Raw genomic sequence first — 21,008 nt, forward strand, 5'->3', positions numbered from 1 at the left:
GTGGTCGCCGCGACCGCACTGGCGCACCGTGGGCACGTCGGTCGCAGCGTGGAGCTGTACCGGTGGTCGGGCAGCGCCTCGTCGGTCGCGTTCGCCACCGTCGGCGGGCTGGCCGGCGGCGATCTGAGCGCCGTCGACGAGGCGCCGGGAGACGACCCGGCCGGCGAGCCGCCCACGTTGCGGGCGAGCGCGGCCCGGTTGATGGCCGACGGGGTACGCGAGAGCGTCACCGGCCCACCGACCGCCGCTCTCTCCGCGCTGGTGCAGGCCGCCGCCCTGTTGGAGCCGGACGGCCGGGCGGCGCTGCTGCCGGACAGCCCGGCGGCGCTGGCGGCCCTGACCGCGGTGCACTGCGGTGAGTTGGAGATCGCCGAGCGGGTGCTGCACCGGGCCCTGGCGGCCGGGGTCGCGGCCCGCTGATGACCCGCCGGCACCGACTGTTGCAGGCCTGGATCCTGATGGTCCGTGGTCAGACGGCCGCCGCCGCCGACCGCCTCGCGGCCACCACGCCGACGGGCGGCCGCTGGAGTCCCGCGATCTGCTCTTCGCCGCCGCGTTGCGCATGGGTATCGCCCGGCGCAACAGCGACCTCGGATCGCTCAAGAGTGGCTGGGGGCAGGCGTTGGAGGCGGTGGTGCGGCACCCGGTGGACCTGTTCACGCTGCTGCCGCTGGGTGAACTCGCCATCGCGGGCGCCCGCCTGGGTGATCTGGCCCGCCTGGAGCCGTACCTGCGGGAGGGCCGTTCCCTGCTCAACCGGCTGGGCGACCCACCACTGTGGAGTGTCCCGCTGCACTGGAGCGGACTGCACGCCGCGATCCTGACCGACGAGCCGGCCGTCGCCGAAGACCGGGTCGCCGCCCTGCTCGCCGCCGCCGGTCACAGCCGGTACGCGGCAGTGGTCGCGGCGGCCGCCGAGAGCTGGGTGGAGGTGCTGCGGGGCGCGGTCGACCCGGTGCGGGTGGAGGCCGCCGCCCGAGGGCTGCACGACACCGGCCTGTGGTGGGACGGCGCCCGACTCGCCGGGCAGGCCGCGATCCGTACCGCGGACCGCAGGGCCATGACCACGCTGCTGGAATGCGCGCGAGCGTTGCAGGGCCGCCCGGCCGGCGTCGACGGCGGGCACCGGCCGACGGCCGGCGAGGGCACCGCGCAGGTCACCGACGCCATCGCCGGCCCCGCCCAGCCGGGGCTCAGCGACCGCGAGTACGAGGTGGCCGAACTGGTGCTGGCGGGGCTGACCTACCGGGAAATCGGCGATCGGCTCTTCATCTCGGCGAAGACCGTCGAGCACCACGTCGCCCGGATGCGCAACCGACTCAACTGCGCCAACCGCGCGGAGCTGCTCGCGCTGCTGCGTACCGTCGTCGCCGACCGGGCCAGCAACACGGCCGGGCAGCCGTGGCCGCGGCGGTCGGCCCGATGACCCAACCAGGAATCCGGGCCAGACTCGTCGCGTTGGCGGCCGTGCTGATCACGCTCTGGTCGTACGCGGCCTATCTGACCGGTCAGGACACGGCCGACCTGCTGCGGGTACGCGCCCTGGCGGAGACGCTCGGCCAGCCCATCGACCGGCTGGTCCTGGGCTTGCAGACCGAGCGCCGGCTGACCGTCGAGACGATCGCCGGGGCCGGGTCGGCGGATACCGCGCTGGTGGGGGCACGCGAGGGGACCGACCGCGCGGCGGCCGAGGTTCGGGTCTTCACCGAGGGCCACGACCTTCGGCTGCTCACCGCCGACGCCGTCCGGGACCGGGCCGACGAGTTGGTCCGGCGGCTGAACGGGCTGGGCACCATCCGTTCCCAGGTGGACGCCGGGCAGCTCGACCGCGCCCGGGTTGTCGACGGGTACGACCAGCTCGTCGACGTCGCCTTCGCCGTGTACGGCCCGGAGTGGGGCGCCTACGAGAGTGACCTGGCCGCCGACACCCGCACGGTGATCGCGCTGGCGCGCGCCCGCGAACTGCTCGCCCGGGAGGACACCCTGGTCAGCGCCGCGCTCGCCGGCGCCCGGTTCGATCTCGCCGAGCGGCGTCGACTGACCACGCTGGTGAGCAACCAGCGCTACGCGCGCGGCGAGGCGGTCGCGGCTCTGCCGGGCGAGCGGCAGCGGCTCGCCGCGGGCCCCCCCTTCACGGACCTGCTCGCCCTGGAGGACGCGCTGTCGCGTACGGACACCGCCAACACCGTGGGCGGGATCACCCAGGAGGGTTGGCGGAAGGCGGTCGACGGCGTCCTCGGCGCCCTGCACGAGCTGGTGACGGCCGCGGCGCGGGACAGCGTGCAGCGGGCCACGCCGGGTGCCGCCGGGCTCGTGGTCCGCACCGGCGCCGTGCTGGGCCTCGGGCTCATCGCGGTGCTCGCGGTCCTGCTGAGCTGGGCCGGCCTGCTCCGGCGGCTGACCCGAGGGGCTGGCCCACTCCCCCGCCGACCCGTCGGCGCCGCCCCAGGCGCCGCCGCCGACCGCTGACGCGCCGCCCCCCGTCCCCGAGGCGCGGACCTCCGACGGTGACGCCGCCCGGGAACTGCTGCTGCGACTGACCCGACGCAACCAGGTCCTGCTGCGTGACCAGCTCAATCTGTTGGACGGTATGCAGCGGCGGGAACGGTCCGCCGAGGAGACCGACGAGCTGTTCCAGCTCGACCACCTCACCACGCGGGTCCGCCGCAACGTGGAGACGGTCATCACCCTGGGTGGCGCGACGCCGGCCCGCCGCTGGCGGCGACCTGTGCCGCTGCTCGACGTCGCGCGCGGCGCGGTCGCCGAGGTGGCCGACTACCACCGGGTCCTGATCGCGCCACACTGGCCGTGGTCCCTCGCCGGCCCCGCCGTCACCGACGTCGTCCACCTGCTGGCCGAGCTGGTCGAGAACGCCCTCTCCCACTCACCGGCGGACACCACCGTCCGTGTCGCCGGCGAGCAGTGGCCGCAGGGCTGCGCCGTCCTGGTCGTCGACGACGGCACGGGCCTCGACGCGAGCGCACTGGCCGACGCGAACCACCTGCTCGGCAACCCTCCGCCGGGCAACCCACCCGCCGGCGCGGCGGGCCTGTACACGGTCGCGGTGCTGGCCGCCCGCTGCGGCGCGCACGTCTCGCTCCGTCGCAGCCAGCGCGGCGGTACGGCGGCGGTGGTTTTCCTTCCGGCCCGGCTGATCAGGACGACCGGCGCCGGCGAGGGGCCGGTCACGTCGCTCGCCGGCATCGGGTACCCGCCCGACCGGGACGGGGCCGACGCGGCCGACCAGAGCGGCCACCTGCCGATGCGGATCCGTCAACCCGGGCCGATGGGGCCCAACCACGGCAGCGCCGGCCCCGACACCGTCGAGTTGCCGGTCGCGAGAGCAACAAGGAGACATCGATGACGCACGCAGTGGTCAGCGGAGACAGCCTGACCGGCGCCCTGGACCGGCTGGTCGACCGGGTACACGGCGCGGAGTTCGCCGTGGTGCTCTCCCCGGACGGTCTGCCGCTCGGCGGTTCCCGCCATGTGGGTGCGAAGCTGGCCGAGCAGATCTCCGGCGTGGTCGCCGGCCTGCTGGCGTTGGGACTGGCCGCCACCCGCACCTGCGACGCGGGCGGGCTGCGTCAGATCGTGGTGCAGATGTCGCGGGCGTTCCTGTTCGTCGCCACCATCCGCAACGGAACCATCCTCACCGTACGGATCGCCGGCGACGACGCACAGGTCGGCGACATGGCGTACGAGGTGGCGCTCTTCGTCGGGCAGGCCGAACGGCACCTGCCGGTCAGCCTGGAACCGGCCTCCTCGGTACGGAACGGGGACGCTGGTGTTCACCAACGACTCCGCTGACGAGGCGTGGTACGACGACGACGCGGGCCCGGTGGCCCGGCCGTACACGATGACCGGCGGGCGCACCGCCCCCGAGCGCGGCCAGTTCGATCTGATCTCGCTTGTCGTCGCCCGGCGGGCGGCCACATCGCGGACGCCGCTCTTCCCCGAACAGGCGAGGATCGTCGAGTTGTGTCACCATCAGTGTCGGTCGCCGAGGTGGGCGCCGAACTGGACCTGCCGTTGGGGACCGTCCGGGTGCTCCTCGGTGACCTGCTCGCGGCCGGCCTGATCGAGACGCACGAACCGCCGACGCTGTCGGAGCTGCCGTCCGCGGAGCTGCTCGAGTCGATACTCGTCGGGCTCCGCGCCCTGTGAGCGGTCGGCTGTCAGCGGCGACCGGACGGACCGCAGCCGCGCGTCCGGTGACGATCTGAGGGGGAGAAAGGCAGTGCCGGCAACACCGCCGCAGCCACGTCGTACCGTGGCGATCATTCTGCTGGACCGGGTCGTGGCCGTCGCCGCGGCCACACGGCGGTTGCTCACCGGTCGGGGCGACGTCTCCCGGGCCACCTGGGTCGCGCTGGTCTCGGCGCTCGGGGTGCTGGTCGCGACGACGGTCTCCGTCGTCGTGGTGCTGCGTACGCCGGAGAAGCTGGCGCCGGTGACCCTCAATCCGCCACCCTCGGTCGACCAGTCCGGGACACCGTCGGCCGGTACTCCCCGGGCACACGCCATTCCGGCGGCCACCAGCCCGCCCTCGGTGTCGTCGGGCGCTCCCACCCCGCCCCCGACCGCGGCCCCGTCCACCACCGGGCCCTCCCCGTCGGCGTCGACGACGTCAACCGGCCCCGGCCGCCCTGGGCGCCGAGTTCGCCATCGCGGACGCCGCCCTGCTCAGCTACGGCGCCAGTGTGACGATCACCAACCCCGGCCAGGTGCCGGTGCCGCAGTGGACGCTGGCCGTCACCCTGCCCCGGGAGTCGCTGCGGGTCAGTCAGGTCGAGGGCGCGCGGGCCGTCCAGGACGGTGCCGTGTGGACGTTCGTGCCGGACGGCAGCGCCGGGCAGGTGCCCGGTGGCGCGTCGGTGCGGGTGACGTTCCGGGTGAACGGCGCGCCGGTCGGCGCCGCCCCCACGGCGTGCACCATCGACGGGACGACCTGCACCGGCATGCCGGACTGAGCGCGGTTTCTCCACCTGGCGTTCCGGCGGCGGCCATGATCGCTTGAGGATGAGTTCGGACACACTTCGTACGGTTCCGGCCATGACTGTCCTACCCGCCTCATCGTCTCTCGGCCGCGCCTGGACGAGGTCCGTCGCTCCGCGTACCCGGGTTGCCGCCGCCCTCGCCGCGTTCGCCGTCATCGGTGGCACCGTCGCGGTCGCCGTCGGGACCTCGTCGCCGGCCACCGCCGGACCGGGCACCGTCGTCGTGTCGGAGAACTTCTCGGCCGGGTCGCTTCCCGCTGGCTGGCGCGCCGTGGACGGAACCTGGAAGGTCGAGAACGGCCGGCTCCACGGGACCTCGGCCGGCTCGGGAGAGAACAACAAGATCACTTTTGGTCGGCACCTGAACGACTTCCGACTCGAGGCGACGATGCGCTTCGAGACGGTGTCCGCCGCCACCCGCTGGGCCTCGCTCGGCATCGACGTGCCCGCCGACGGCGCCACCCCGTGGTGGATCGCCACCATGCGCAGCGGCACCACCGCCGCCAACGGTCTCGAGTTCGCCCAGCGCACCACGGCCAACGCCTGGGTCGTGACCAACACCGCCTCCGCCCCGTACGCCGCCGGGACGGGTCGGGACGTCCGCGTCGCGGTCGAGGTGCACGGCAACCAGGCCCGCTGGATCTTCGACGGCCGGGAGGTGATGCGCACCAGTAGCCTCCAGCGCTCCGCGAACGGCGTTCAGGCGCTGTTCGTCAACGGCTCCACCGTCTCGTACGACGACGTCGTCGTCACCGAGCTGCCGGCGAACGGCTACATCCGCCCCGAGGGCAGCCCGCTCACCGTGATCGCGCACCGTGGCGCGTCCGCCGTCGCGCCGGAGAACACGCTCGTCGCGCAGGAGATCGCCCGTCGTGGCGGCGCCGACTGGATCGAGAACGACGTCCAGCCGAGCAGGGACGGCATCCCGTTCATCCTGCACGACGGCACCGTCGATCGGACCACCGACGGGACGGGCAACATCCGCGACCTGACCGCCGCGCAGATCAAAACGCTCGACGCCGGTTCCTGGTTCGGCCCGCACTACGTCGGTGAGCGGGTGCCCACTCTGGCCGAGCAGCTCGCCGACCTGCGCACCCGGGGCGGCAACCTGCTGCTGGAGATCAAGGGCAAGCACACCAGGGACGAGGTCGCCACGATCATCCAGGTGATCCGCGACGAGCAGATGATGGGCCGGGTCTTCGTCCAGAGCTTCGAGGTCGACGCCCTCAGGTACACCTTCGAGCTCGCCCCGGAGCTGCCGTTGGGCCTGCTGCGCAGCAGCCTCGACGCCGACCCGGTGGCCATCGCGAGGGAGCTGCACCTGACCGCGTACAACCCGGACGGCAACGCGCTGCTGGCCAAGCCGGAGGTCGTCGCCCCGCTGCACGCCGCCGGCGTCGCGGTCATGGCCTGGACGATGGACTCCGCCGGCCTGTGGCAGCGGTTGGAGCGGATCGGCACCGACGGGGTCATCACCAACCGGGCGTCCGAGCTGGTCGGGTGGAATTCCGCCCTCATGCAGCGGGCGTCCGCCGAACCGACCGTGGAGATCACCTCGCCGGCCAACGGGGCGCGGCTCGACCGGGCGCAGTCCCCGGTGATCGCGGTCGCCGCCACCGACGCGGAGACCGTCACCGTCACGCTCGACGGCAGGACCTCGGCCTCCGGGCGCAGGCTCGACCTGGCCACGTTGATCGCCGGCAAGCACACGATCCGCGCCGAGGCCACCGGCCCCGACGGCACCGCGACCGCGACCAGCACGTTCACGGTGACGGTCACCCAGGCCGGTCTCGGCTACCTGATCCTCACCTCGGGGGCCGACCCGGGCGCGATCACCATGATGGCCACCCGGCTGGCCCACGCACAGTACGCCGAGCTGGCCACCTACGCCGACCGGCAGGCCGGCAAGCTGGTCCCGGCGGAGGTCGCCAGCGTCATCGCCGCCGACGCGCGGACTCTCGCGCTGAAGTAGTCCGACGGGTGGCCCCGCTCTCCGCGGGGCCACCCGTCTGTCCTCAGCGGACGGCCATGGACGGTTTTTCGTGCGCCGCCTCACGTCGCAGAGTCGGCAGCACCGGCGCGAACGCCGCCAGCATGAGCAGGCCACCGACCGGGAGCAGGTCGAGGGTTACCACCGGCAGCACGATGCCGGCGAGCAGCAGCGGGACGCTCCACCACGGCAGCTGACGTTTCGCGGCGAGCATCCCGGTGAGGACGAGCAACCCGAGGAAGAACAACTGGGGTACGACGTCGTAGAAGGCCACCTCGACGCCGGGGATGTCCTTGAAGTCCCGGCCGAGCGCCGACATCTCCGCCCGGTCGGCGGCCAGCAGCCCCTCCACGATGTCCGCGCCGAACTGCACCATCGACGCGCCGAGCCCGACCAGCGTCAGCGCCACCACCCCGGTGCGCCACCCGCTGCGGGGCAGCAGACGGGACAGCGCGAGGACGGCCGGCACGAAGAACACCATGCCCGCGAGGCCGGCCAGGTGCGCGGCCTGCCAGTCGAGCCCGGGGCCGTACACGTCGTCGGATCTCCCCCACAGCCGTACGAGTCCGTAGGCCACGATGCCGACCGGCCCGGCGACCACATAGAGCGCAGCGTGTTTCATGCTCGCCATCATCTGGCCGCCGACGCCTAGCAGACCTCCGGGCGCTGCCCGGGTCTGTCCCCTGATCCCGTTGTCAGGTCTTCCACCGAGCAACCCCGAGTCCCCTCCCCAGGAGCTCCGGTGACGACGGACACACGCGTCTCCTTGATCAGGTGATGAGAAGTAGGTGCCAAAGGCTTCTCGGACTTCTCATCACTTGATCGAGGCGCGAGCAGAGCGGCCCAACGGGGTCAGGGGAAGTCGCAGTTCGCGTGGTGGATGGATCGGGGACTGCTCACTTCTGCAACATGATCGATGCGACATCCGCGACGACACACAACGACCAGTCAAGCTGACGACAGTTGTTCCGACCCTCGCACTCCAGGCATCCGCCCACTCGCCATGGCCGGTCGAGAGCCCGAGTCCAGTGAGCATCAAGAGTCCTCATCGCGGCGAACAGCTCATCTGCCCTACTTACCGGTTCATCGATCGGCACGGCGGCGCCCTTCCCGCAATCACGACGTAGACCCCACCTGGGGGGCGCCGAGCCCATGCGTCGCGCTCCCCAGGTGGGTGAACGGCCGAGAACCCGGGAGTTTGCCGAAACCAGGGAACCCGACCCGGGAAAAACCTATTCCAACTTGTAGGAGTAGGTCAAGGCAGCATTGTGAAACTTGTTGGAACAGGTCGGCTCGTGATCGAATCGGAGTGCCGAAACCAGGGAACCTACGGAGATCGACTCATGCCGACCGAGCGAGTGGACTACCGGCGCATCGCCAACGAGATCGCAGGAAGAATCAAGTCCGGAGAGCTCGCGCCGGGTGAGAAGCTACCGTCGACCCGTGAGCTGGCCGAGCAGTACGGAGTTCACATCTCCACCATCAACCGGGTTATGACGATCCTCAAGGACCGCGAGTTGGTCGAGGGCCATCCGGGCAAAGGTGTGTACGTCGCGGAAGTCGAGAGCTGAACCCGCTGCGCCCGTGTTCCTGCGCCGCCTCCTTGATCACTTGATGCTGAAGAGTCGAATCGGCTCGTCGACAACTGCTCAGCATCAAATGATCAAGGAGTTGCGGCTCTAGAAGTCGTCGTCGAAGGCGACCGTGCCGGTGACCCCGACCTGGTACGCCGACACCCGCCGCTCGAAGAAGTTCGACAGCTCCTGCACGTCCTGCAACTCCATGAAGGCGAACGGGTTGGCCGACCCGTAGTGCGCGGCGATGCCGAGCTGGGCGAGACGCCGGTCGGCGACGTGCTGGAGGTACTCCCGCATGTCGGTCAGCGTCAGGCCGGGCACGCCCTGGCCCACCAGGTCCTCGGCGAACTGGACCTCGCACTCGACGGCCTCGGTGAGCATCTCGCGGACCTGGTCGGCGAGGTCGTCGTCGAACAGGTCGGGTTCCTCGGCGCGGACGGTGTCGACGACGTCGAACGCGAAGGCCATGTGCATGGACTCGTCGCGGAACACCCAGTTGGTGCCCGACGCCAGACCGTGCAGCAGGCCCCGGGAGCGCAGGAAGTAGACGTAGGCGAACGCGCCGTAGAAGAACAACCCCTCGATGCAGGCGGCGAAGCAGATCAGGTTGAGCAGGAACGTCCGCCGGTCCTCACGGGTCCGCAGCTCGCGCAGATCGTGCAGGGAGTCGATCCAACGGAAGCAGAACTCGGCCTTGCGGCGGATGGAGGGGATGTTTTCGATGGCCGCGAAGGCGGCGAACCGCTCGGTCTCGTCGGGCACGTACGTGTCGAGCAGGTTGAGGTAGAACTGGACGTGCACCGCCTCCTCGAACAGCTGCCGGGACAGGTAGAGGCGACCCTCGGGGCTGTTGACGTGCTGGTAGAGGTTGAGCACGAGGTTGTTGGCGACGATGGTGTCGCCGGTGGCGAAGAACGCCACCAGGCGGCTGACGAGGTGCCGCTCGGCCGGTGAGAGCTTGTCCAGGTCGGCGAGGTCGGCGTGCAGGTCGACCTCCTCGACGGTCCAGGTGTTGCGGATGGCATCGCGGAACCGGTCGAAGAAGTGCGGGTAGCGCATCGGGCGCAGGGTGAGGTCCATCCCGGGGTCGAGCAGCATGTGCGTGGTCCTGGTGTCGGAGGTGGCGTCGGCGGCGGTCACTGGCAGGCCTCGCACGACTCGGGGTTCTCCAGCGAGCAGGCCAGCGCCTCGGCGTCGGCCGTGGGCGGCGCGACGACGGCCACCGTCGCCTGCTGGATCCGGGTCGCGGGGCGGGATCGCAGGTAGTACGTGGTCTTCAGGCCGGCCTTCCAGGCGTACAGGTACATCGAGGAGAGCTTGCCGATGGTGGGCGAGGCGAGGAACAGGTTCAGCGACTGGGACTGGTCGATGAACGGCGCGCGGGCGGCGGCGAGGTCGATCAGCGCCCGCTGCGGCAACTCCCAGGCGGTGCGGAACACCTCCCGCACGCCGGCCGGCAGCTCGGCGATGTCCTGCACCGAGCCCTCGGCGCGCCTGATCGCCGAGCGGACCCGGTCGGTCCACAGGCCGCGGGCCTTCAGCTCACCGACCAGGGCGGTGTTGACCTGGAGGAACTCCCCGGACAGGGTCTCGCGCTTGAACAGATTGGACACCTGCGGTTCGACGCACTCGTAGCAGCCGGCGATCGACGCGATGGTCGCGGTCGGGGCGACCGCCACCAGCAGCGAGTTGCGCAGCCCGTACGCCTCGACCCGCTGGCGCAGCGCGGCCCAACGCGCGGTCTGCGTACCCTCGACGCCCCACAGGTCGGGCTGCAACTGCCCGCGCGCGGCGCGGGTCTGCCCGTACGCCGGGTGCGCGCCGAAGCGGCGTGCCAGGTCGGCGGAGGTCTCCAGCGCGGTCAGGTACAGCTCCTCGCTGACCCGGGTGGACAGCTCCCGCGCTCGCGGCGAGTCGAACGGCAGCCGCAGCGCGAAGAACACGTCCTGCAAACCCATCAGCCCGAGCCCGACGGGCCGCCAGCGGGGGTTGCTCGCCGCCGCCTGCGGGGTCGGGTAGTAGTTGATGTCGATGACCCGGTCGAGGAACGTCACGGCGGTGCGGACCGTGGCGCGCAGCCGCTCCCAGTCGAGATCGCCGTCGGTGAGGTGGGCGGCGAGGTTCACCGAGCCGAGGTTGCACACGGCGGTCTCGGCGTCGCTGGACACCTCGATGATCTCGGTGCACAGGTTGGACAGGTGCACCACGTTGCCCGGCTCGGCGGTCTGGTTGCACAGCCGGTTGGCGGCATCCTTGAAGGTCATCCACCCGTTGCCGGTCTGGGCGAGGGTGCGCATCATCTTCCCGTACAGCTCCCGGGCCGGCACCTGCCGCACGTAGCGGCCCTGCGCCTCGGCGGCCCGGTACGCGGCGTCGAACCGCTCTCCCCACAGGTCGGGCAGTTCCGGCACCTCGTGCGGGTCGAACAGCGACCACACCTCGTCGGCCTCGACCCGGCGCATGAACTCGTCCGGGATCCAGTTGGCCAGGTTGAGGTTGTGGGTACGCCGGGCGTCCTCGCCGGTGTTGTCCCGCAGTTGCAGGAACTCCTCGATGTCCGGGTGCCACGGCTCCAGGTAGACGCACGCCGCGCCCTTGCGCCGGCCGCCCTGGTTGACCGCGGCGACGCTCGCGTCGAGCGTCCGCAGCCACGGCACGATCCCGTTGGACTGCCCGTTCGTGCCGCGGATCAGGGCGCCACGGGACCGGACCCGGGAGTACGCGATGCCGATGCCGCCGGCGAACTTGGACAGGTTCGCGACCTGGGCGTACCGCTGGTAGATCGAGTCCAACTCGTCGCGCGGCGAGTCGACCAGGTAGCAGGAGGACATCTGGGTGTGCCGGGTGCCGGAGTTGAACAGCGTCGGCGAGCTGGGCAGGTAGGCCAGGCTGGACATCAGCCGGTAGAAGCCGATCGCCTGGTCGGGTGTGGCGGACAGGCCGCAGGCGACCCGCAGCAGCCAGTACTGCGGGGTCTCCAGCACCAGCCGGGTGCTCGGGTGGCGCAGCAGGTACCGGTCGTACACCGTGCGCAGCCCGAAGTACTCGAAGCGCCGGTCGCCGCGCGGGTCGACGGATTCGTCGAGCGTCGTGGCGTGCGCGGCGACGAACGCGGCGGTGTCGTCGCCGATCAGCCCCTCGGCGTGGCCGATCCGGATCGCCGCGCTGAACGAGGTGACGCGCTGTCGGCGGACCTCCTTGTCGACGTGGACGGCCAGCAGGCGGGCGGCCAGGCGCGAGTACTGCGGCTCCTCGCCAATCATCTCGGCGGCGGTCTGGATGGACAGCCGGTCCAGCTCGGCCGTGGTCGCGCCGTCGTAGAGGCCGCTGATCGTGCGGGTGGCGACCCGCATCGGGTCCACGTCGGTCAGGTCGTCGGACCACCGCTCGACCGCCCGGACGATTTTGTTGACGTCCACCGGTTCGGTGGCGCCGTCGCGTTTGCGGACCCGCATCTGGGTTCGGCGGGGGGCCGTGTCGGTGGCGGCCGGGACTACCTCGGTGACTGTCACCACTCGCTCCTCGGAGTTCGAGACCTGTGGTCCGGACACGAGGAGACAGACACCGGCGGACGCCACGCCGGCACGACGCGGGTCAGGTGGCGTCGGCCGTCCCACGCGGCCTCGGACCGCCGTCCACCCGGTGTGGGTGTACGGCGCGCTGGCAGGTCTTCGGACTCGCGGGCACGACCGGTTGCCCCGGTCTCCTACTGGCCGTCGCTTCCCAGACCGTTTGGCGGCCCAGTGCTGATGACGGCGGTCGTTCCCACTCACCGCTGCGGGACAGTCCCGGATTCCCACCGGGTTCCCTCTTGCCTCGGCCGCTCCGGATGAGCGGCGAACCAGCTGCGCTCGACACCATATATAGGGACGCCGTGGTTGTCACACCCCACATCTCGGTGTCGGGCGTGTCGGTGACGGCCGTCACGGCCGACGTTCAGCTGCCGACGGCGACCGGCTCGGGGGTGCGCGTGCGGCGCTCGACGGTGAAGCTGACACCGGCCAGGCCCAACCCGAGAACTGCCAGGAGCACACCGACCCAGGCTGGCGCGAGGTAGCCGAACCCGGTGGCGATGGCGACGCTACCCAGGGCGGCGCCGAGACTGTTCGCGATGTTCATCGCCGACTGGTTCACGGCCGCGCCCATCAGTTGGGCGCCCGGGGCGACCGTGATGAGGCGCGCCTGCAGGACCGGCCCGAGGTAGAGACTCGTCGCGCCGACCAGGAACGCCCCCACGAACAGGCCGACGCGGTTCGACGCGACGAGACCGAACACGGCGATGCTCACGATCATCGCGACGAAGCCGACGATCATGCTGCGGCGCAGATCCCGGTCGGCGAGCCAACCGCCCAGGCCGTTGCCGACGGTCATGCCGAGACCCACGGCGACAAGCGCCCACGGCACCGTCGCGGCGGAGAGGCCGGTGACGTCGGTGGTGACCGGCGCGATGTAGGTGTCGACCGCGAAGAAGCCGGCGAACCCGACCGCTCCGGTGGCCGCGACAAGCCACACCTGCCGGGTCCGCAGGGCCCGCAACTCGGCGGCCGGCGAGCCCTCCACCGCCGCGGCGACCTCCGGGACGACCGCCAGCACCGCCAGCAGGGTGAGCAGGAAAACCCCGGCGATGACCAGGTACGCGGTACGCCAGCCGGCCGCCTGCCCGAGCCGGGTGATCAGGGGTACGCCGACCACGTTGCTCACGGTCAGTCCGCTGAGCACGGCGGCGAAGCCACGGGCCTCGTTGCCGGGACCCAGCAGGGTCGCCGCGAGCAGACCGGCCGCCCCGAAGTACGCGCCGTGCGGCAGCGCCGCGACGAACCGGGCGACCAGCACCAGGTCGAAGGTCGGTGCGGTCGCCGACGCGACGGTGCCGACGGCGAAGAGGACGAGCAGCCCGAGCACCAGCTTCTTGCGGGGCAGGCGCGCGCTCAGCGCGGCGATCAGGGGAGCGCCCACGACCACCCCGAGCGCGTACGCGGTGATCATCCAGCCGGCCCGGGCCACCGCGTCGGACGGCGACTGGGCGTACTGCTGCGGGAGCAGTCCCCGCGCGATGTCGGGTAGCAGGCCCATCGCCACGAACTCGGTCAGGCCGACCGCCACACCGCCCAGGGCCAGGGCGGCCACCGCCGCGAGACGTCGATTTCTGCTCAGTCCATCCACCGAAAGAATTTAGCAACAGCGTTGCGTAATAGGGTGTCGAGATGACGCGCACCACAGCCGACGTGACGTTCCTGCGCGACTACAACCAGGCGCTGGTCATGGCGGTGGGGCGTACCGTGCCGACGTTCGAGCGGTCGACCATCGTCTCCGACACCGGCCTGACCCCGCAGGCGGTCTCCAAGGTCATCGCCCGCCTGACCGCCGACGGCCTGATCCGATCCGCCGGCGTCCGCCGCCCGCGCATCGGTAAGCCCGCGGTCGTCTACGAGCTGGTCCCCGACAGCCGGTACGCCATCGGCGCCCACGTCGCCCGGCGCACGCTACGACTGGTGCTGGTCGACCTGGCCGGCGCGGTGCACCACTCGGCGGTCCACCCGCTGCCCGGCGACTTCACCCCGGAGCAGTTGCTGCACACCCTGCACGCCGGCGTCGGCGCGATCACCGCGGGCAGGGATCTGCGGGGCCGACTCACCGGCGTCGGCATCGGCATGATCGGTCCGCTGGACCACGAACACGGTATGGTCCGCGACGCACACGGTCTGCGGCACTGGCACGACGTGGCGCTGCGCGAGATCGCCGAGGCGCACCTGGGCCTGCCGGTCCACCTCGACAAGGACGTCACCGCGGGGGTCACGGCCGAGGCGTGGCGACACGGCGGGACCTTCGGCGACGCGGTCCTCATCATGGTCGAGTCCGGCATCGGCGGCGGCTTCTGGCTCGGCGGCACGGCCCACCGGGGCGCACACACCAACGCCGGCGAGTTCGGCCACACCGTCGTGGAACTCGACGGGCCGCTCTGCGTCTGCGGACGCCACGGATGCCTGGAGATCGTGCACAACCGGGCCGCCGAGGCGGGAGACATCGCACGGGCGGCCCGCGTACTGGCCGTCGGCGTCGTCAACCTGCTCCAGACCCTCGACCTCGCCCACGTGGTGCTGGCGGGCGCCGACCTCCTGCGACACCCACGGCCCTACCTCGCGGCGGTCGAGCAGGCCGTCCACACCGACGTGCCACGCGCGGACTGGCTCACCACCGACGTCACCCTGTCCAGCCTGGGCGCGGACGTGATCGCCGCCGGCGCCGCCATGCAGGTCCTCGACAAGCAGTACGGCGTTCCGGGTCTCGCCCCGCGCCAGGGTTGACGATCGGCCGGACGAGACCGGCACCCCGACCTTCGGCGGAGGCGGGGTGCCGGTCAGCTCACCGGTGCGGTGCGACCATGCTCGGGACTATCCGCCGATCGCCACCGCGAAGACGTGCATCGTCGGGACGCCCGCCGCCGGCGCCGCGCTGATGTTGGGCAGCTCGACCCGGGAGACCGGCTTGTCCTCAAGCGGCACGCCGACGAAGTAGATCGTCGCCGGGGTGTCGACCCGCTGGTTGCCGGGCCGGTTCTGGTACGCCGCCACGATCGCGGCGTCCCCGCCGGGCTGGGGCGCGCCGTACCAGTCCGGGGTGCTCAGCGTGAACGCCTGCCGCGTCCCGTCGGTGTACACGACGGTGCCCGGCCCCGACACGGCGCCGTAGGTGCCGGTGGCGAGGAAGCCCAGCGTCCGTCCGGTGCCGGAGACCGTGATGACCTGCCCCTTGGCGACCGCGTTGTCGGCGCTGCCGGCGGTGACCTGGGGCCAGCGGAAGTCCACCCCGCCGTGCGAGACGGTGCCGCCCGGAGTGGCGCCCGCCTGCGCCAACGCCTGCGCGGAGATGCTGGCACCCGCACCGTCGAAGTTGCCGGCGTCGGTGTGGGCGTCGTCGGTGACGCCGACGTTGTCGAAGCTCTCCTCCAGTGTGGCCTGCCGGCCGTCCCACACCCGCACCCGGGCGGCCCCGGACGCTGTCCAGTCGCGACCGCTGACCACGGCGGTCACAGCCACGACACCGGCCACGGCGTCCTCGGGGGCCCGGACGGCGAACTCGACCGTCGCCTGCGAGTTGGGCCGCACGGGCTTCAGCGCGATCTGGGCCGGCGTGGCGGTCCAGCCGGCGGGCAGGGCCAGGGAGACCTTCCCCTGCGTCAACGGCAGCTCGATGGCCCGGACGGTCACCGTGACCGTCGCCGACTGGCCGGAGGTCACCTCGCCCGGCGCGGCGACGAGGACCTTCTGCAGGGCGCTCACCCGGTAGCGGTGACCGGCCTGCACGGTCAGCTCGACGACATCGGACTCGACCTTGCGGGTGGGAACACGCCCGCCCCTGGTGAGGTCGGTGATCCGGAACCGTCCCGCGAGCATCCGACCGCGCAGACGTACGGTGCCGTTGCGGTCGGGTGTGATGCGGTACTCGTCCGCCTGTTCCTCGCTCCAGGCCGCGTCCACCGTGTAGCCGCCGCGACCCCGCAGCCCCTCAACCCGGCCGGTCGGCCAGGAGGTGGGCAGCGCCGGCAGCAGGTGCAACTCACCGTTGTGGCTCTGCAGCAGCATCTCGGCGATGCCGGACGTGGCGCCGAAGTTGCCGTCGATCTGGAACGGCGGGTGCAGGTCGAACATGTTCGGCGCGAGCCGCGCGGGGGTCACCAGGTCCTCGACCAGATCGTGCGCGCGGTCGCCCTCCTCCAACCGCGCCCAGAAGTTGATTTTCCAGGCCAACGACCAGCCCGTGCCGTCGTCACCGCGCAGCTCCAGCGTCCGACGGGCCGCCTGGTACAACTCCGGGGTGTCGCGCTTGGTGATCTGGTTGCTGGGGTGCAGCCCGTAGAGGTGCGAGACGTGCCGGTGGTTGCGCTCGGTCTCCACCCAGTCGTAGAGCCACTCCTGGATGTTGCCGCGCGAGCCGATCTTCATGGGCGCCAGCCGTTCACGCGCCGCCCGGACCTCGGCCCGGAACGCCGTGTCCACGCCGAGCGCCCCGGCCGCGCGGTCGCACCCGTCGAACAGGTCCCGCAGGATCTGGTTGTCCATGGTGGGGCCGGCGGCGACGCTGGCGTCCGGGTGGTGCGACAACTCCGGCGAGTTCGACGGGTTGGTCACCAGGTAGCCGAGATTCGGCTCCACCACGAGGGTGTCCAGGAAGAATCGGGCGGCGCCCTTCATCGCCGGGTAGTTCCGGCGCAGGAAGTGGATGTCACCGGTGAACAGGTAGTGGTCCCAGATCATCGTGGCCAGCCAGGCGCCACCGGTCTGCCACATGCCCCAGAAGGCGCCGTCGACGACCGACGTGGCCCGCCACGCGTCGGTGTTGTGGTGGGTCACCCAACCGTCTGCGCCGTACTGCACCCGGGCGGTGCGGGCGCCGGTCACGGCGAGGTCCCGGACCATGTCGAAGACCGGTCCGTAGCACTCGGAGAGGTTCGTCGAGTCCGCCGGCCAGTAGTTCATCGGCAGGTTGGCGTTGATGGTGTACTTCGAGTCCCATGACGGGGTCATCGAGTCGTTCCAGATGCCCTGGAGGTTGGCCGGCTGGGTTCCCGGGCGGGATGAGGAGATCAGCAGGTACCGGCCGAACTGGAACAGCAATGCGGCGAACTGCGGGTCGGTCACGCCCGAGTGCTGCGCGATCCGCACGTCGGTCGGCTGGTCGGCCGCCGCGGTCCGCCCGAGGTCGATCGTCGTACGGCCGAACAGCTTCTGGTAGTCGGCCACGTGCCGACGACGCAGCCTGTCGTAGGCGGTACGCCCGACCGCGTTGAGGTGCCGCCAGGCGATGCCCTGATAGTCACCGCTGACGTCCTGGTAGTCGACGTAGCTGGAGCCGATGGAGATCAGCACCGTCACGCTGGTGGCGGCGGTCACCTGCACCGTGCCGGCGGAGCTGGTGACGCTGCCGCCGTCGGCGACGACGCGGGCCAGGGCGAGGAAACGCACCGAGCCGGCGATCCCCTCCTGGTCGCCGGAGACGCCGTCCAGCGCCACCGTCGCGCCGTCCGGGCTGGAGACCGTCGTCCGTTGCGGACTGTCGAACGCGGCGGAGAAGCTGATCGACCCGGGCCGGTCGGCGGTCAGCCGGACGGCGATCACCTGGTCCGGAGCGCTCGCCAGCACCTCGCGGCGGTACCGCACCCCGTTCGCCACGTACGTCACCGAGGTGGTGGCGGTGGTGAGGTCCAGCGACCGGTGGTATTCCGACACCGCGCCGGTGTCCGGGACGGTGAGCCGCAGGTTGCCGACCGGTTGGTACGCCAACTCCCCCGCGGGCCTGCCGAGCATCGTCTGGTTGATCAGGTCCTGCGCCTGGATCCACTGGTTCTCGAAGACCAGCCGCCGGATCTCCGGCAACGCCTCAGCGCCCCGAGGGTTGCTGGGGTCGTACGGGCCGCCGGCCCAGACGGTGTCCTCGTTGAGTTGCAGACGCTCCTGGCTGACGTTGCCGAACACCATGGCGCCGAGGCGGCCGTTGCCGATCGGAAGGGCACGGAGCCAGTCCGCGCCGGCGGCCTCGTCGTACCAGAGGGCCATGTCGTTGGCGGCCTTGACCTCCTCGGGCGGCGTCGGCGCGGCTCGTGCCGACGCCGTCCACGGCATCGGCAGCAGCAACGAACCGGCTCCGACTGATCCGATCTTGAGCATCTGCCGTCGCGTCGGATGTGGCATCTCGTTTCCTCCAAGCGGGAGGTCGTCCGTGCGGGCGGCCGAGGCTCACCGGCGCAACGACGAATTCGGCACCGGCGGGAGGGTGGGTGGGTGAGACGGCGCGGCCAGCAGTACGACGAGGCTCTGGGTGGTGCCGGCAATCTACAAAGATTTGATGTATCGAGTCAATGGATGTAACGAAGACCGCTCACACTTCGCCGGTACCACGATTATCCGACGTGAACATCTAATCTTCGCCGCCGTGGACCGGCTCATCCCGCCGGCGTCCGGGCCAAGCCGGGGCGGCGGCGCCCGCGTCCCGGTCGCACCGAAGCCACCGAGCGGCCCGGCCATCCAGATCGTCCACAACGGATCGGATAGATCCCCCACCGTGCGGGGAAGCCTCGTCGAACAGCGATCTGATCCGGTGAGGACCGCAGGTTGGGGTCGTCGGGGCAGTCGCACGAGGCTCCGGCATGCGAGGCGCCGGGTGGGAGGGCACTCTCGGCGACCGACGCCGAGGCGGGGAAACGTCGGATGTCTCGGGTCATCCGTCGATCGTCGTCGTTGACGGGCCGGATCGACCATCCGTATACTCCGTGTGATCATCCGATCTTTCCCCGAGCCGGGCGAGGAGCGCATGCCGCAGATCACTGCCGTCACCGTCGAGGACGTTCGCTTCCCCACCTCCCTGACCGCTGACGGGTCCGACGCCATGAACAAGGACGGTGACTACTCGGCGGCCTACGTCGTCCTGCACACCGATGGCGTCGACAGCACCGGTGCGCCGCTCGCCGGTCACGGGCTGACCTTCACCATCGGCCGAGGCAACGACATCGTCGTCGCGGCGGCGGTTCACCAGGCCCATCGTCTGATCGGCCTGGACGTGGCGACGATGGCGGCGGACATGGGAGCGGTCTACCGCCTGCTCACCTCCGACTCGCAGCTGCGGTGGCTCGGTCCGGAGAAGGGAGTCGTCCACCTGTCCCTCGCGGCCGTGTTGAACGCTTCGTGGGACCTGGTGGCCCGGATCGCCGACAAGCCGCTGTGGCGGCTGCTCGTCGACATGTCCCCCGAGCAGCTTGTCGACATCGCGGACCTGCGCTACCTGTCCGACGCGCTGACCCGGGACGAGGCACTGGCCATCCTGCGCGCCAAGGAGAGCACGAAGGCCGATCGCCTCGCCGAGCTGGACCGGACCGGCTATCCCGCCTACACCACCTCGGCCGGCTGGCTCGGCTACGGCGACGACAAGCTGCGCCGGCTGTGCCAGGAGGCGGTGGACACCGGCTACGGGTACGTGAAGCTCAAGGTGGGCGCCAACCTCGACGACGACATCCGCCGATGCGCGATCGCCCGGGAGATCCTCGGCCCGCACCGCAACCTGATGATCGACGCCAACCAGGTGTGGGACGTCGGCCAGGCCATCGAGTGGGTCAAGGCTCTCGCCCAGTTCAACCCGCTCTGGATCGAGGAGCCCACCAGCCCCGACGACATCCTCGGCCACGCAGCCGTCCGTCGCGCCGTCGCGCCCATCGGGGTCGCCACCGGCGAGCACTGCCACAACCGGGTGATGTTCAAGCAGCTCTTCCAGGCCGGGGCCATCGACTTCTGCCAGTTGGACACGGGCCGGCTGGCCAGCATCAACGAGATCGTCGCCGTGCTGCTCCTCGCCGCGAAGTTCGGCGTCCCCGTGTGCCCACACGCGGGCGGCGTCGGTCTGTGCGAGATGGTCCAACACGTGTCGGTGCTCGACTACGTCGCGATCTCGGGGGATCTCACCGACCGTGTCACCGAGTTCGTCGACCACCTGCACGAGCACTTCACCGACCCGTGCGTCATCCGCGACACCGGCTCGGGCAGCGGTTACGTCCTGCCCAGCCAGCCCGGCTACTCCACCCGGATGCGTCCCGAGTCGGTCGCGGACTACCGGTTTCCCGACGGCCACTACTGGGCGGCGCCGGACCCGACTACCGTGTCACCTCCGGAGCCGTACGCAATCGCGGGTGGGACGGCCACCCCCGCCGGCCGCTAGGGGGTGTCGTGTCTCGCACCGACGAAGTGGTGAACGGCATCAAGCGGATGATCCTGGAAGGGACGTTCAAGCCCGGGGACCGCCTGCCCATCGAGAAGGACCTCGCCGAGTCGCTCGGCGTCTCGCGGGGATCGCTGCGTGAGGGAATGTCGGCCCTGTCGATCCTCGGTATCGTCAACATCCGACAGGGTGACGGCACCTACGTGACGAACCTCGACGCGCCGCAGTTGCTGGCGCCGATGGGCTTCGTCGTGGACTTCCAGGGCCAGGGCGACCCCCGGCACATCCACACCGTCCGACGCCTGCTCGAGTGCGAGGCCGCCCGGCTGGCGGCGACCAGGATCACCGACGAGGCCCTCGCCCAGGCGGGGGAACTGCTCGACGAGGCGGCCCGGATCGCCGGTCAGTCGCCGCAGGACCACGAACGGATCATGGAGATCGACATTGCCTTCCACCGGATCATCGCGGTGCACGCCGACAATCCGGTGCTCGTCGGTCTGATCGAGGCGTTCGCCGGGCGCACCCTCCGGGGGCGGCTCTGGCGGAGTCTGCACGAGGAGGGCGCGGACCGGCGTACCCACGACGAGCACGCGGCGATCCTGAAGGCGCTCGTGGCACGCGACCCCGAACGGGCCCGCATCCGGATGGCCAACCACCTGATCGGGGTGGAGGAGTCGTTGTACGGGTTGCCCGACGACGGTGACGCGAACGCCGAGGCCGGCGGGTCGTGAGCGCCCG

15 protein-coding genes, 2 pseudogenes and 1 riboswitch are annotated in these 21,008 nt (G+C 71.2%); of the genes and pseudogenes, 12 read left to right on the plus strand and 5 right to left on the minus strand.

Annotated features, from left to right (window positions below):
• From JNW91_RS02080 to JNW91_RS02115, 8 genes and pseudogenes are all read left to right on the plus strand, one after another.
• Positions 1 to 420, plus strand: a pseudogene (locus tag JNW91_RS02080) (hypothetical protein); the annotation flags it as partial.
• Positions 421 to 562: 142 nt separating this feature from the next.
• Positions 563 to 1,426: a helix-turn-helix transcriptional regulator gene (locus JNW91_RS02085; protein WP_203173256.1), complete on the plus strand. Its 864-nt coding sequence runs from the start codon at positions 563 to 565 to the stop codon at positions 1,424 to 1,426.
• Complete coding sequence (locus JNW91_RS02090; RefSeq protein WP_203173257.1) at positions 1,423 to 2,469, plus strand: nitrate- and nitrite sensing domain-containing protein; 1,047 nt, start codon at positions 1,423 to 1,425, stop codon at positions 2,467 to 2,469. The genes JNW91_RS02085 and JNW91_RS02090 overlap by 4 nt, the downstream gene beginning before the upstream one ends.
• Positions 2,470 to 2,590: 121 nt before the next feature.
• Positions 2,591 to 3,364, plus strand: coding sequence for an ATP-binding protein (locus JNW91_RS02095; RefSeq protein ID WP_203173258.1), 774 nt, complete (start codon positions 2,591 to 2,593; stop codon positions 3,362 to 3,364).
• The gene (locus tag JNW91_RS02100) at positions 3,361 to 3,810 is read left to right on the plus strand and encodes a roadblock/LC7 domain-containing protein (RefSeq protein WP_203173259.1); all 450 of its coding nucleotides are present in this window, start codon (positions 3,361 to 3,363) and stop codon (positions 3,808 to 3,810) included. Before JNW91_RS02095 ends, JNW91_RS02100 begins: the two co-directional genes overlap by 4 nt.
• A 49-nt stretch (positions 3,811 to 3,859) precedes the next feature.
• A pseudogene (locus JNW91_RS02105) lies at positions 3,860 to 4,167 on the plus strand (DUF742 domain-containing protein).
• 515 nt (positions 4,168 to 4,682) lie between these two features.
• The gene (locus JNW91_RS02110) at positions 4,683 to 4,973 is read left to right on the plus strand and encodes a cellulose binding domain-containing protein (protein ID WP_255544933.1); all 291 of its coding nucleotides are present in this window, start codon (positions 4,683 to 4,685) and stop codon (positions 4,971 to 4,973) included.
• Between the two features lie 82 nt (positions 4,974 to 5,055).
• Positions 5,056 to 6,972 (plus strand): glycerophosphodiester phosphodiesterase, encoded by a 1,917-nt coding sequence (locus JNW91_RS02115; protein WP_203173261.1) that lies wholly within the window; start codon positions 5,056 to 5,058, stop codon positions 6,970 to 6,972.
• A gap of 43 nt (positions 6,973 to 7,015) precedes the next feature.
• On the opposite strand, the gene JNW91_RS02120 is transcribed toward JNW91_RS02115, so the two are convergent.
• On the minus strand, positions 7,016 to 7,612 hold the full coding sequence (locus JNW91_RS02120; RefSeq protein WP_203173262.1) for a hypothetical protein: 597 nt from the start codon (positions 7,610 to 7,612) through the stop codon (positions 7,016 to 7,018).
• 673 nt (positions 7,613 to 8,285) lie between these two features.
• Between JNW91_RS02120 and JNW91_RS02125 the strand changes: the two genes are divergently transcribed.
• Positions 8,286 to 8,561: a GntR family transcriptional regulator gene (locus tag JNW91_RS02125; protein ID WP_407664235.1), complete on the plus strand. Its 276-nt coding sequence runs from the start codon at positions 8,286 to 8,288 to the stop codon at positions 8,559 to 8,561.
• A gap of 108 nt (positions 8,562 to 8,669) precedes the next feature.
• Here JNW91_RS02125 and JNW91_RS02130 read toward each other — a convergent pair whose 3' ends face one another.
• The 3 genes from JNW91_RS02130 to JNW91_RS02140 all read right to left on the minus strand — a co-directional run bounded on the left by JNW91_RS02130 (position 8,670) and on the right by JNW91_RS02140 (position 13,730).
• Positions 8,670 to 9,665 (minus strand): ribonucleotide-diphosphate reductase subunit beta, encoded by a 996-nt coding sequence (locus JNW91_RS02130; protein WP_203173308.1) that lies wholly within the window; start codon positions 9,663 to 9,665, stop codon positions 8,670 to 8,672.
• Positions 9,666 to 9,703: 38 nt separating this feature from the next.
• On the minus strand, positions 9,704 to 12,022 hold the full coding sequence (locus tag JNW91_RS02135) for a ribonucleoside-diphosphate reductase subunit alpha (protein ID WP_238424223.1): 2,319 nt from the start codon (positions 12,020 to 12,022) through the stop codon (positions 9,704 to 9,706).
• Between the two features lie 190 nt (positions 12,023 to 12,212).
• Positions 12,213 to 12,428: riboswitch (cobalamin riboswitch) on the minus strand.
• Positions 12,429 to 12,503: 75 nt separating this feature from the next.
• Positions 12,504 to 13,730 (minus strand): MFS transporter, encoded by a 1,227-nt coding sequence (locus tag JNW91_RS02140; protein WP_203173264.1) that lies wholly within the window; start codon positions 13,728 to 13,730, stop codon positions 12,504 to 12,506.
• Positions 13,731 to 13,771: 41 nt separating this feature from the next.
• Here JNW91_RS02140 and JNW91_RS02145 point away from each other — a divergent pair, with 41 nt between their 5' ends.
• Positions 13,772 to 14,872, plus strand: coding sequence for an ROK family protein (locus JNW91_RS02145; RefSeq protein WP_203173265.1), 1,101 nt, complete (start codon positions 13,772 to 13,774; stop codon positions 14,870 to 14,872).
• An 87-nt stretch (positions 14,873 to 14,959) separates the two neighbouring features.
• Here the strand turns inward: JNW91_RS02145 and JNW91_RS02150 are convergent, their stop codons facing one another.
• Positions 14,960 to 18,256 (minus strand): glycosyl hydrolase family 95 catalytic domain-containing protein, encoded by a 3,297-nt coding sequence (locus JNW91_RS02150; RefSeq protein ID WP_203173266.1) that lies wholly within the window; start codon positions 18,254 to 18,256, stop codon positions 14,960 to 14,962.
• Positions 18,257 to 18,875: 619 nt separating this feature from the next.
• On the opposite strand from JNW91_RS02150, the gene JNW91_RS02155 reads away from it, so the two are divergent.
• Together JNW91_RS02155 and JNW91_RS02160 are read left to right on the plus strand one after the other, a co-directional pair.
• A complete protein-coding gene (locus tag JNW91_RS02155; RefSeq protein ID WP_203173309.1) occupies positions 18,876 to 20,270 on the plus strand; it encodes an L-fuconate dehydratase in 1,395 nt (464 codons plus the stop codon).
• A gap of 8 nt (positions 20,271 to 20,278) precedes the next feature.
• Entirely contained in the window at positions 20,279 to 21,001 is a 723-nt protein-coding gene (locus tag JNW91_RS02160; protein WP_203173267.1) for a FadR/GntR family transcriptional regulator, read from the plus strand.
• The last annotated feature ends 7 nt before the right edge of the window (positions 21,002 to 21,008 follow it).

The organism is Micromonospora parastrephiae, assembly GCF_016802865.1.
GTDB classification, from domain to species: domain Bacteria; phylum Actinomycetota; class Actinomycetes; order Mycobacteriales; family Micromonosporaceae; genus Micromonospora; species Micromonospora parastrephiae.